Here is a 12,399-nt window from a genome sequence, read left to right as displayed (position 1 = left end):
CGCTAACGCAAAAGATGCGCTCTCAAACGTCTTGCGCTGTAGGCCGCCCGGCCAGCAACGCCCGTGATACGCGCGACTGCGACGTACGGCCCAGCCGCTCATTGATCCAGGCGCCGCAATCCACGAGCGCGTCGAGATCCACGCCGGTGTCGGCGCCCAGGCCGTGCAGCAGGTACACCACGTCCTCGGTCGCCACGTTGCCGGTGGCCCCGTTTGCGTAAGGGCAACCGCCCAGCCCGGCCACTGAGCTGTCGAAAACACGCAGGCCGAACTGGTACGAGGCGTATACATTGGCCACCGCCATGCCGTAGGTGTCGTGGTAGTGGCCGGCCAGCCGCGCAACTGGCACTTGGCTGGCCACGGCTTCAAGCATGCGCAGCACCGACGCCGGTGTGCCCGCGCCAATGGTGTCGCCCAGCGACACCTCGTAGCTGCCGAGCTCGCGCAGCCGCAGCGCCACCCGCGCTACCTGTGCCGGCGCCACCGGCCCCTCGTACGGGCACGCCACTATGCACGAAACGTAGCCACGCACCCTCACGCCTTGCCGACGCGCCGCCTCGAACACCGGCTCGAAACGCGCGATGGACTCGGTAATCGAACAGTTGATGTTGCGCTGCGAGAAGGTTTCCGAAGCCGCTGCAAACACAGCGACCTCCGTCGCGCCAGCTGCTACAGCTGCCTCGAAACCCTTGAGGTTCGGTGCCAGCACGGGGTAGTTCACGCCCGGGCGGCGCGACAGCCCTGCCATGACCTCGGCATGGTCCGCCATCTGCGGCACCCACTTCGGCGAGACGAAGGACGTGGCCTCGATGTCACGCAAGCCCGCCGCGGCCAGCCGCTCAATGAGCGCCAGTTTGGTCGCGGTCGAGATGGCCTGCTTCTCGTTCTGCAGCCCGTCGCGCGGCCCGACCTCAACGATGCGAACCTTGTTGTTCATCACTCGGCTTTCTCGAATTCCAGCAGCTCAGCGCCGTCCACTACCTGCTCGCCCGGGGCGAACCGGAAAGCCTTGACGACTCCCTTGCCCGGCGCGCTGATGGTGTGCTCCATCTTCATTGCTTCGAGCACCAGCAGCGGCGCGCCCTTGTCCACCGGCACGCCCGGCTGGGCGATCAGCGCGATGATCTTGCCCGGCATCGGCGCGCGCAGCCCGCCCTCGGCTTCCTCGCCCACGCCGCCCACGTGCAGCCGGTCCACCATGCACAGCGGCCAGGAGCGCCCTTCAAAGAAGACTTGGCGCCGCTCGCTCGCGGCCACCACCACGGCGCGCAGCCGGCGCTCGTCCAGTTGCGCCATCAACTCGCTGTCCGCGCCCAGCGTGCCGCGGGCAAACACGCGCTGGGCGCCCAGCGTCAGTTCCCAGCCACCGCGGGCGGGCGTCACGCCCACGTCCTGCACCACCTCACCCATGCGCAGCGAGATCTGGCGCTGAGCGCTGCCGTTGAGCCGCCAGCCGTCGAGCAACCGCCACGGCGAGGCCGCATCGGGCGCGCCGGCCGCGGCCTTCTGCGCCAGGCGCTGCTCGCGTAGCAGCCCGGCGAGTGCAGCCAGCAGCCACACGTCGCCCGGCACTTCGCCGGCTTCCGGGAACAGCAGCGCCTGCTCGCGCTCGATCAGCCCGGTGTCGAGATCGGCGTTGGCAAACGAGGGCACGCCCACCAGGCGCGACAGAAACTCGACGTTGTTTTGTACGCCCACCACGCGGTAGCTACCCAGCGCCTGGCGCATGCGCGCCAGCGCCTGGCGCCTATCCTGCCCCCACACAATCAGCTTGGCGATCATGGGGTCGTAGTGCGGCGTGATCTCGTCGCCCTGCTCCACGCCGGTGTCCACGCGCACGTGGTCGCTTTCCGGCGGCGGCGCCAAGTGCACCAGCCGCCCGGTGGAGGGCAGGAAGCCGCGGTCCGGGTCCTCGGCATAGATGCGTGCCTCCAGTGCGTGGCCGTCGATGGATAACTGCTCCTGGCGCAGCGGCAGCGGCTCGCCCGACGCGACGCGAAGCTGCCACTCCACCAGATCAAGCCCCGTGATCATCTCGGTGACCGGGTGCTCGACCTGCAGCCGGGTGTTCATCTCCATGAAATAAAACGACCCGTCCTGGTTGGCGATGAACTCGACGGTGCCGGCGCCCACATAGCCCACCGCCAGTGCTGCATCGACGGCCGCCTTGCCCATAGCAGCACGCCGCTCGGGCGTCATGCCAGGCGCGGGTGCCTCTTCCAGCACTTTCTGGTGCCGGCGCTGCACCGAGCAGTCGCGCTCGAACAGGTACACGCAATGGCCATGCTTGTCGCCGAACACCTGGATCTCGATGTGCCGCGGCTTGAGCACATACTTTTCGACCAGCACATGGTCGTCGCCGAAGGCGTTGGTCGCCTCGCGCTGGCACGAGGTCAGCGCCGCCTCGAAGTCTTCGGCCCGGTCCACGCGGCGCATGCCCTTGCCACCGCCGCCGGCGCTGGCCTTGATCAGTACCGGGTAGCCGATCTTTTCAGCCTGCGCCGCCAGGAACCCGGGCTCCTGTTTGTCGCCGTGATAGCCCGGCGTGAGCGGCACGCCGGCTTTTTCCATCAGCGCCTTGGCCGCGGACTTGCTGCCCATGGCGCGGATGGCCGAAGCCGGCGGGCCGATGAAGACGACGCCCGCGGCCGCGCAGGCCTCGGCGAAGTCCTCGTTTTCGGAGAGAAAGCCGTAGCCGGGGTGGATAGCCTGCGCGCCCGTCTGCTTCGCCGCCTCCAGGATGCGCTCGCCCAGCAAGTACGACTCGCGCACCGGCGCCGGCCCGATCAGCACCGCCTCGTCAGCCAGCCGCACGTGGCGGGCGTTGGCGTCCGCCTCGGAATACACGGCCACCGTGGCGATGCCCATGCGCCGCGCCGTCTTGATGACGCGGCAGGCGATCTCGCCGCGGTTGGCAATCAGGATCTTGTTGAACACGCGTGTCTCTCCAGTCGTTCTCGTGTCAGGCCGGACCCGGCGTCCACGAGGGCGCGCGCTTGCCCAGGAACGCCGCCAGTCCCTCGCGCGCCTCAGGCGTGGTACGCAGCGTGGCAATGCGCCGGGCCGTGTCCTCGACCAGCGCGTCGTCTACCAGGCGGTGGGCCACAGCGCGGATGAGGTCCGTCGCGGCGGCCTGCGCCAGCGGGCCGCCCAGCAGCAGTGCGTCCACCACCTGCTGCACCCGTGCGTCCAGCGCCTCGGGCTCGGCCACCTCGTGCGCCAGCCCGATGCGGTGCGCTTCTGCGGCGCTGATCCGCTCGGCTGTCTGGAAGTAGCGGTAGGCCTGGCGCTCGCCGATGGCGCGCACCACGTAAGGGCCGATGGCGGATGGGATGATCCCGAGCCGCACCTCCGAGGTGGCGAACTTCGCCTTGGTCGATGCCACGCAGATGTCGCAGGCCGAGGCCAGCCCCATGCCGCCGCCTAGCGCGGCGCCATGCACCCGCGCCAGCGTCGGCGAGGCGCAGGTCGAGATGGTGCGGAATAGGCTGGCCAGCCGGCGCGCATCGGCCAGGTTGTCCTCCAGCGGTGCGGCGCTCAGGCGCTGCATCCAGTTCAGGTCTGCTCCGGCGGAGAAGCTCTTGCCTTCGCCGGCCAGCACGATGGCGCGCACGTTCTCTTGCGCATCCAGCACCGTGAACGCCTCGGTCAGCTCGGCAATCAAGGTCTCGTCGAAAGCGTTGTGCACTTCCGGCCGGTTCATCCAGACCCAGGCCGCCGCGCCGCGGCGCTCAATCTTCAGCGTTTTGAAATCCATGGCCGGCCTCACATGCGGAACACGCCGAACTTGGTCGGCGGAATCGGCGCATTGAGCGTCGCCGCCAGCGACAAGCCCAGTACACGCCGCGTTTGCGCCGGGTCCACCACGCCGTCGTCCCACAGCCGCGCCGTGGCGTAGTAGGGGTGGCCCTGCTCCTCGTACTGCACGCGGATCGGCGCCTTGAAGGCGTCTTCCTCCTGCGCGTTCCAGGCGCCGCCCTTGGCCTCAATGCCCTCGCGCCGCACGGTGGCCAGCACCGATGCGGCCTGCTCGCCGCCCATCACGCTGATGCGCGCGTTGGGCCACATCCAAAGGAAGCGCGGCGAGTAGGCCCGCCCGCACATGCCGTAGTTGCCGGCGCCGAAGCTGCCGCCGATGAGCATCGTGATCTTGGGCACTTGGGCGGTGGCTACGGCCGTGACCATCTTGGCACCGTCCTTGGCGATGCCGCCGTTCTCGTACTTGCGCCCGACCATGAAGCCGGTGATGTTCTGCAGGAACACCAGCGGCACGCCGCGCTGCGAGCACAGCTCGATGAAGTGCGCGCCCTTTTGCGCCGACTCGCCGAACAGGATGCCGTTGTTGGCCACGATGCCCACGGGCATGCCGTACAGCCGCGCGAAGCCCGTGATCAGCGTCGTGCCGTAGCGCGCCTTGAACTCGTCGAAGCGCGAGCCGTCCACCACGCGGGCAATGACCTCGCGCACGTCGTAGGGCTTCCTCGTGTCCTGCGGAATCACGCCGTACAGCTCTTCGGGGTCGTAGAGCGGCTCCTCGCTGGCCTCCAGCGTGACGGTCGAGGGCTTGACGCGGTTGAAGTGGCCCACGATGCGCCGCGCGATGTAGAGCGCGTGTGCGTCGTTCTCGGCCAGGTGGTCGGCCACGCCCGAGATGCGCGTGTGCACGTCGCCGCCGCCCAGGTCCTCGGCGCTCACCACCTCGCCGGTGGCGGCCTTCACCAGCGGCGGCCCACCCAAAAAGATTGTGCCCTGGTTGCGCACGATCACGGTCTCGTCGCTCATCGCCGGCACGTAGGCGCCGCCTGCCGTACACGAGCCCATCACCACGGCCACCTGTGGAATGCCCAGCGCCGACATGTTGGCCTGGTTGAAGAAGATGCGCCCGAAATGGTCGCGGTCCGGGAACACCTCGTCCTGCTTGGGCAGGAAGGCGCCGCCCGAGTCCACCAGGTAGAGGCACGGCAGGTGGTTCTGCTGCGCAATCTCCTGCGCGCGCAGGTGCTTCTTCACCGTCATCGGGTAGTAGGTGCCGCCCTTCACCGTGGCGTCGTTGGCCACGATCATGCAGTCAACGCCCTGCACCCTGCCGATGCCGGCGATGACGCCCGCGGCCGGCGCATCGCTGCCGTACATGCCGTAGGCCGCGAGCTGGCCGATCTCCAGGAACGGCGCGCCCGGGTCAAGCAGCTGCGCCACGCGCTCGCGCGGCAGCAGCTTGCCGCGGGCAGTGTGCTTGGCGCGCGCGGCTTCGCCGCCGCCTTGTGCAGTAGAAGCGGCCTTCTCGCGCAGGTCGTGTACCTGTGTGCGCAGTGCGTCGGCATTGGCCCGAAATTCGGCAGAGCGGGTGTCGATCTTGGATTGCAATACTTCCATGTCAGCTCTCTTTACGCCTCAATCTGCCTTGAGGCCCGCCTTGGCGATCACGGGGCCCCACTTCAGCCGTTCGCTCTTGGCAAACTCAGCCAGTTCGGCGGCAGAACCACCTGCCGGCTCATGACCGAGCTCCAGCAGACGTTGTCGAACTTCAGGCTGTGCCAGGATCTTCGCAAGCTCGGCGTTCAACTTCTGGACAACCGCACTGGGCGTTCCGCGCGGCACGTAAAGCCCATTCCACGCCAGCACCTGAAAGCCATCCAAGCCCTGCGCGGCCACGGTCTTGCTGCCAGGCAGCAACGCCGACGTCTTGAGCGAAGTCACGCCAAGCGCTTTGAGCTTGCCACTGGCAATGAACGAGCGCGAGGCGCTGACGGTGTCAATGGCCACCGCAACCTGACCACCCATGAGGTCGGTCATCGACGTGCCGGACCCCTTGTACGGAATTCCACGAATCGACGTGGAGCACTGTTGATTCAACAGCTCCAGCACCAGCCGCGCAGTCGTGCTGGGCAAGGCGACGTTCAACGAGTCGGGCTTGGTCTTCGCTTCACGCAACAGGTCGGGTAGGCTGTTGTAAGGCGCCGATGGCTGTGTCAGAAATACCATCGGAAAGGACGACACGAGAATGACAGGCTCGAAGTCCTTTTCCGGGTCGAACGGCATCGACGGGTACAGGTACTGGTTCAGCACGTGGGTGCCGTTCGTGCCCATCAGCAGCGTGTAGCCATCTGCCGTGGCGCGTGCTGCCTCCGCCGCGCCGATATTGCCGCCCGCGCCAGCCCGGTTCTCTACGAAGAAGGTTTGCCCCATAGCCTTGGTGAGATGCTCGGCCAAGTACCGTGTCGCGACATCAGTGCCCTGACCCGGCTGGTAGGGCACGATGATCCGTACCGACTTGGCTGGATAGGACTGGGCCGTTGCCGGCTGCATGGTCAGGAGGGAAGCCACGAATGCGGCACAAGCGGCAAGAATCTTCATCAGTGTCTCCGAGTCGTTGTAGGTCTTTGGCGCGATGGCAGTTACTTGCGCCGTCTCCGTGGCAGGACGCCAAGATCGCGCAGCTCTGCAAGACGGCGGTCGCTCAATCCGGCCTCCAGCAGCACCTCGTCCGTGTGCTGCCCATAGCAAGGCGGCGTACTGGCGGGACGGCCCGGCGTGCGTGAAAGCCGCGTCGGAATGCCAATACCTCGATAATCCGGGCGCTCCACGGACATCTGGCGGTGCTGGGCGTGCAACTGCCTGAACGCTTCTGGAACGGTGTTCACCGGCCCCACGGGCACGCCCTCACGCATCAGCTCCTGGCACAAGGCATCCCGGGACCAGGACGCGAGCACTGCTTCGATCTCCGCTCGCAGCTCGGCGCGGTGCTGCAGCCTCAGAGCATTGGTGGCAAATCGGTTGTCAGTGAGTAGGCTCGACAAGCCGACGTGCTCGCAGAAACGCTGGAACTGCCGATCGTTGAGCAGGCCCAGAAAAACGAGGCCATCACGGCATGCGAACTTGTCGTAGGGAGCGATGTTGGGATGGGCACTTCCTAAGAGCTCGGGCGTCCGACCCGAGTGCATCCAGTTGGCTGCATGGGGGACCAACAAGCTCAGCGCCGTGTCGAACAGCGTGGCTTCGACCCGCTGGCCAAGTCCGGTGCGCTGGCGGTCTGCCAACGCCAAAAGGATGCCCGACATGGCGGTGTAGCCTGTGAGGTGATCAACGATCGGCACGCCGATTCGTGTCGGCCCGGAGGCCGGATCGCCGTTGATGCTCATCAGTCCGCACATGGCCTGCAAAATGGCGTCGTACCCCGGCAGCCCCCCCAACGGACCGTCAGTTCCAAACCCTGAGATCGAGCAGTAGATGAGCCGCGGAAACCGGCTCGCCAGCACCGACTCGTAGTCGAGTCCCCAGCGGGCCATCGTTCCGGGAATGAAGTTCTCCACCAGGACGTCGGCGCTCTCCAGCAGGTGCAGCAGCGTCCTCTGCCCCTCGACATGAGCAAGATCGAGCGCAATGGCTCGCTTGCCCCGGTTGACGGCTGTGAAGTACGCCGCATCGCCGGCTTCGTTGAAAGGCGGCCCCAGCGTGCGGGTTTCGTCACCCGAGGGAGGCTCGACCTTGATCACGTCGGCGCCGTGGTCGGCGAGCATCTGCGTGCACAGAGGGCCAGCCAGCACCCTCGACAGATCGATCACGCGAAGGCCGTCCAGAGAACGCCTTGATGAACCGCTGGCGGCCTGTGCGGCCTGATCTGGTGAACCGGACATCGTCGACCTTGCTTCGAACGCGGCCGGCGCCAGGAAGGCAGCTTCTGCTGGCGCAGCGCGATCAGTTGTGGCTCGCATGGGCAGTGCTTTGCACTGTCCCAGTCAGAGGCGTGCAGGTTGGAATCTGCCGTCAGCTTCCCCTGCACGACCTGGACATCAACGCCGCGAAGGCAGTTCGACGATGCCCGAGCCAACCACGGAGAGTTCGTCATCCTGGTTGCGCGCCTCCTGCTCGATCTCGACGAGGTAGCGGCCGCCTTCCGAGTACTTGCGCTTGACCTTGCCCTTGATGAACAGCATGTCGCCTTCCGGATTGTGGCGGCGAATCTTGCAGCTGGCTTGGCGCAGGAAGCCGTCGTCGCCCATCCAGTTGGTCAGCTGGTGGGTGAGCCAGGAGGTGCGCTCGGGACCGTAGTCGTACGCGCCCGGCGCACCGACCTCCAACGCAAAATCCTCTTCCCAGTGGACGCGCTCCGGGACATCGGGGATGCCGAAGCGGTTGGTGATACCGGCGTTCGGGTGAGCATCGATCAGCTTCCACGCCAGCTTGTTGGCGCGGATGTAGAGGCCGCCCCAGCCCTGGGCGTAGGCGATGAAGCCGGTCACGGTCATCGGCCCCTTGAACAGCACGGGCAGATCTTCGCCTTCGGTGACGTCTTCCCAGTACCGGAGCGTGCTGCCGCGCACCTCCTCGTTGGCATACAGCTTGTACGCCTCCTGGATCTCTTCGGGCGTGTAGCGGCGAGGCTCGCGCGCCCGCACTTCCTTGTATTTGCTGCCCTGTTCACGAGCGTGGTCGCGCTCAGTTCGGAAGCACCAGCTGTCGGCCTCGGCCACCTTGTCGCCGTGCTGGTTGAAAAAGTCCACGTGATAGATCTGCTGCACGGCGCGGCCAGCAAAGCGCGTCTGGTGCTCGACCAGATCCTTGAGGTAGGCCTCGGTCGAGATGGTGTCGTTGCGCTTGATGGTCTTGTGCCAAGTCCAGTCCGACCCCGACCACATGGCGTGTACACCGGGCAGGCCGCCCACATATCCAGAGACAATGCGGCTGGTGGAGAACAGGAAGCTCGGCAGCGCAATGACGCCGCCATGCTGCGTCTTGGCCGCATAGTCGGGATCGCACCACAGCGGGTTGTCGTCACCGATGCCATGGGCGTAATGGCGGATGTTGTCCCGAGTCGCCTCGTAGCACCAGGGCTCGGCGGTGGCGCCGATCTTGACGCCGATGCGCTGGCGCAGGTCGTCGAGGCCTTGCTCGGTGATCTTGGGGAACGAACGTTCAATCTTGCTCGACATGATGTGTCTCCTTTCAGTCAGGCATGAGCGGCTTGCGCCGCGTTGGCGTTGGCGAGTTCTTGCTCTCGCAGCTTCTTGCGGTGAATCTTTCCGGCTGGGGTCTTGGGCAGTTCAGAGACGAACACGACCTGGCGCGGGTACTCGTGCTGGCTCAGCCGGGTCCGCACGGCTTCCTGGATTTCCTGGACGAAGGCTTCGTCGCCAGTACGGTCGGAGACAACGAAGGCTTTGACGACTTGTCCACGCAGCGCGTCGGGCACGCCGATCGCAGCAGCCTCCTTCACATCGGGATGCTTGAGCACGGCGTCCTCGACTTCCACGGCACCGATGGTCCAGCCGGCGGAAATGATCACGTCATCGGCTCTGCCGCCGTGCCAGAAGTAGCCGTCCTCGTCCACGCGCCCCAGATCCTTCGTTGCCACCCAAGCGCCGCCGCGCCAGAGCTTGATCTCTCCTGTCACACCCGGTGGACATGCGCGTCCATCGCTGTCCTGAACTTCCACACGCAGCCCTGGCACGGGCTTGCCGAGGGAGCCGGATTTCACGACGAAGTCGTTAGCACCCGGATAGTTCACCAGGCAAACGCCGATCTCAGTCGTGCCGTACATGCTGCACACGGGCTTGCCGAAGGTGGCCTCGACGAACTGCGCTGTTTCGCTGTCAATGGGTTCGCCCGTGAACGACACCTTGTCGAAGAAATACTGGTAATTCGCAGCCACTCCGGAGTTGCGCATCATCCGGTAGTGCGTCGCCGCAGCCGAAATGTTGTTGAACTTGTGGTCCTGCAATGCCTTGAGCAGACGCTCGGCGTTGAACTTGCCAGCGTAGGCGCCGATCGTCACGCCCAATGCAAGCGGCGCCAGCGTGCCGTGCCACAGCCCGTGCCCCCAGGCCGGCGACGAAGGACACATGAAACGATCGCCGGGACGCACTCCCGTCCCATAGAGGGCAGCGAGCATCAGAGTGACCAGCGCACGGTGCGTGTGCTTGACCGCGTCCGGCAGCTCTCGAGTGGTGCCTGACGTGTATTGGAAGATCGCCAAGTCATCCGCACGGGTCTGAGGCACAAATTCGCTGGGAAACCTGCGCAGCCCTGTTATGAAGTTCTCGTCGGCAACGACCACCTGCAGTTGATCGGATGCCGTGACCAGTGCGGCCTTCTCGGCATTCGTCACCATCAGGCGCGGATCACAGTCCTGAACTCGCAGCCGGATGCCATCCGGACCAAACAGCGTGAAGAGCGGTACCGCGATGGCGCCCATCTTCATCGCGCCGAACATGGCCACGTAGAAATCGCGGGACGGCTCCAGCATCACTGCCACCCGATCGCCGGGCTTGATGCCACGCTCCACCAGGTAATGGGCAAAGCGTGCCGAGTCTTCAGATATCTGCCGAAAGCTGATCAGTTCGTCATCGCCATTGGCGCGAACCAGGATGACCGCGGTGCGATCGCCATCCGCATGGCGATCGATGCACTCGTGGGCAATGTTCATCTGCTCGCGATTGCCGTCAAACAGCTCCCACAGCTTGGCCGAGGAACAGTTGGCTTGGGCGTCCGCATAGGAAACGTGCTCAGTCAGCTTCGTCATTTGTTGGACCTCTCTTGCATCTCTGCCAGTGAAGTCACTATGCGTGTCGCACTCAAAATTGTCAAATACGTTCATCAATTGTATTAGGACAATTTTACCCGGTATGCTTTCATGCATGAACCGCGTTTCCTGCAACGGGCGCGCTTCGATCAGCGCAGTACCGGATGGGCAGCCCTGGCCCTGCGGGCAGAATCACCACCATGCATGACCACACATAGACAAACAGCGATGACTTCGACCGATTTCAGGGAACCAGTGTCCTCAAAGGGGCCACGTGTGCGGGCTGTTCCTGCAGTTACCCGCGCCGTTGCCATCCTGCGGCTACTGGGCCGCAGCTCCGAGCCGATGACGCTCAAGTCCATATCGCAAGAGCTCGACATGGTGACCAGCACGTGCCTTCATATTCTTCGAGCGCTTGTTGAAGAAGGACTCGTCAAGGTTGATCCAGGCACCAAGCGCTATGGTTTGGGCGTTGGCATGCTGGCGCTGGCCAGAAGCGTCATCGAGAGCAGTCCGTTTCCCGCTTTGGTACAACCGATCCTCGACAAGTTGTCCAGCAAGTGGAACGTCACCGCCATCGGTGTCGAGGTGACCGGCCTCGATCACATGGTCGTACTGGCACTTTCGCGCTCCACGGCACCCTTCAGGTTACACGTCGACGTAGGGAGTCGATTTCCCGCGCTGATCAGCGCAACGGGCCGTTTGGTTGCCGCCTACTCCGAGCTATCGGAAGCTGATGTGGAACGCCGATTCAAGTCGTTGAGGTGGGACCAACCCCCTGATATCGACGCATGGAGAAAAGACGTGCAGGCAGTACGCCGCAAGGGATTCAGCCTCGACCGAGGTAACTACATCAACGGCATCTCGCTTGTTGCCGTTCCTGTTTTCGATAGCAAGGGGAGGATGACGCACTCCTTGGTCGCTGCCGGTCTTTCGGACCAGCTGAGCGGAACCCAGAGCCAGGCTCTTGCCAAGGACATGCAAGAAGAGTCCCAGGCAATATCCCAACTGCTTACTGCAAGGAATTGAGGCGATGGATGCGATAGCAATAAATGAAGCTCTGATGCACCGGGGATGGAAGCAACGTTCCCTCCCCGGCTTCATTGGCTTGGTTGGACCACTTTGGACTTGCAAGGAGGAAGTGTCCTGGGCGTACGGGCTTCTCGCAACGAAGGAGCACACGAACCCGGCAGGTGTCGTCCACGGAGGACTGCTGACAACGCTGATGGACCATGCCCTGAGCTCCATTGCCTGGGAAGCCATGCAGCGCCGTGCGTGTATGACGGTCCAGCTAGACACACAATTCCTGACTGGAGCACGCGAGGGGCAGTTCCTGGAGGCACGAGGGAAGGTTATCCGTGCAACATCAAGCCTCGTGTTTATGCAGGGTGAGATTCGTGTTGGAGAGGCCATAGTTATCACGGCTTCAGCCATTCTGAAGATGGTTTCTGCAGGTGACGTGGAGCGGAAGGCATGACAGACTGAGCTCGACTTTGGCCATCACGCCGTGTAGCAAGCCGCCTCGTGCAGGCGGCGGAATACAGTACGCGGCACATTTATGATGTCGCGCTCGCAACGGGACATTGAGAAATCAGCGTAGTGGCGCCACCAGTGACCACGTACGGTAGCCAGTGCATCGCTGAAGGTTGGGGATCTGCTTGCGGTACCAGACGGCTTGGCGGACCGCAAGGCTGCCATTGCGCACCAACGCGTTGGCCAGCAACGTCACGATGGAGTACAGGGCCAGCAATATCGGTGTGGTCCGGGCGATGGCGAGACTGCTCCACTGGCGCTGGGTTTCGAGTCCAAGGTGACGGCGCGCTTCCTCAAAAGTGACCTCCACCGCCCAGCGTCGCACAAAGGAATTGGGGATCTCGTAC

General features: G+C 64.5%; 10 protein-coding genes and 1 pseudogene. 2 read left to right on the top strand and 9 right to left on the bottom strand.

Annotation, left to right across the window (positions count from 1 at the left end):
• Nucleotides 1–22 precede the first annotated feature (22 nt).
• The 8 genes from SM757_RS29535 to SM757_RS29500 form a co-directional block, all read right to left on the bottom strand.
• On the bottom strand, nt 23–937 hold the full coding sequence (locus tag SM757_RS29535) for a hydroxymethylglutaryl-CoA lyase (protein ID WP_322468087.1): 915 nt from the start codon (nt 935–937) through the stop codon (nt 23–25).
• The gene (locus SM757_RS29530) at nt 937–2,937 is read right to left on the bottom strand and encodes an acetyl/propionyl/methylcrotonyl-CoA carboxylase subunit alpha (protein WP_322468086.1); all 2,001 of its coding nucleotides are present in this window, start codon (nt 2,935–2,937) and stop codon (nt 937–939) included. The genes SM757_RS29535 and SM757_RS29530 overlap by 1 nt, the downstream gene beginning before the upstream one ends.
• A gap of 25 nt (nt 2,938–2,962) precedes the next feature.
• Nucleotides 2,963–3,757, bottom strand: a complete 795-nt coding sequence (locus SM757_RS29525) for an enoyl-CoA hydratase/isomerase family protein (RefSeq protein ID WP_322468085.1) — start codon at nt 3,755–3,757, stop codon at nt 2,963–2,965.
• An 8-nt stretch (nt 3,758–3,765) separates the two neighbouring features.
• Nucleotides 3,766–5,373 carry a carboxyl transferase domain-containing protein gene (locus tag SM757_RS29520; RefSeq protein ID WP_322468084.1) on the bottom strand — a complete coding sequence of 536 codons (1,608 nt, stop codon included), beginning with the start codon at nt 5,371–5,373 and terminating at the stop codon, nt 3,766–3,768.
• A gap of 18 nt (nt 5,374–5,391) precedes the next feature.
• Nucleotides 5,392–6,354, bottom strand: coding sequence for a Bug family tripartite tricarboxylate transporter substrate binding protein (locus SM757_RS29515; protein ID WP_322468083.1), 963 nt, complete (start codon nt 6,352–6,354; stop codon nt 5,392–5,394).
• 41 nt (nt 6,355–6,395) lie between these two features.
• Nucleotides 6,396–7,634 carry a CaiB/BaiF CoA transferase family protein gene (locus SM757_RS29510; RefSeq protein ID WP_322468082.1) on the bottom strand — a complete coding sequence of 413 codons (1,239 nt, stop codon included), beginning with the start codon at nt 7,632–7,634 and terminating at the stop codon, nt 6,396–6,398.
• 156 nt (nt 7,635–7,790) lie between these two features.
• Nucleotides 7,791–8,930, bottom strand: coding sequence for an FAS1-like dehydratase domain-containing protein (locus SM757_RS29505; RefSeq protein WP_322468081.1), 1,140 nt, complete (start codon nt 8,928–8,930; stop codon nt 7,791–7,793).
• 17 nt (nt 8,931–8,947) lie between these two features.
• Nucleotides 8,948–10,519, bottom strand: coding sequence for an acyl-CoA synthetase (locus SM757_RS29500; RefSeq protein ID WP_322468080.1), 1,572 nt, complete (start codon nt 10,517–10,519; stop codon nt 8,948–8,950).
• A 228-nt stretch (nt 10,520–10,747) separates the two neighbouring features.
• Between SM757_RS29500 and SM757_RS29495 the strand changes: the two genes are divergently transcribed.
• The gene (locus SM757_RS29495) at nt 10,748–11,548 is read left to right on the top strand and encodes an IclR family transcriptional regulator (RefSeq protein ID WP_322468079.1); all 801 of its coding nucleotides are present in this window, start codon (nt 10,748–10,750) and stop codon (nt 11,546–11,548) included.
• Nucleotides 11,549–11,552: 4 nt separating this feature from the next.
• The gene (locus tag SM757_RS29490; protein ID WP_322468078.1) at nt 11,553–11,996 is read left to right on the top strand and encodes a PaaI family thioesterase; all 444 of its coding nucleotides are present in this window, start codon (nt 11,553–11,555) and stop codon (nt 11,994–11,996) included.
• 114 nt (nt 11,997–12,110) lie between these two features.
• Here the strand turns inward: SM757_RS29490 and SM757_RS29485 are convergent.
• A pseudogene (locus tag SM757_RS29485) lies at nt 12,111–12,399 on the bottom strand (hypothetical protein); the annotation flags it as partial.

The sequence above is a fragment of the Azohydromonas lata genome, from assembly GCF_034427735.1.
GTDB classification, from domain to species: Bacteria; Pseudomonadota; Gammaproteobacteria; order Burkholderiales; family Burkholderiaceae_C; genus Azohydromonas; species Azohydromonas lata.
Note: the sequence above shows the minus strand (reverse complement) of the source record. Positions and strands in the feature narration are given on the sequence as shown.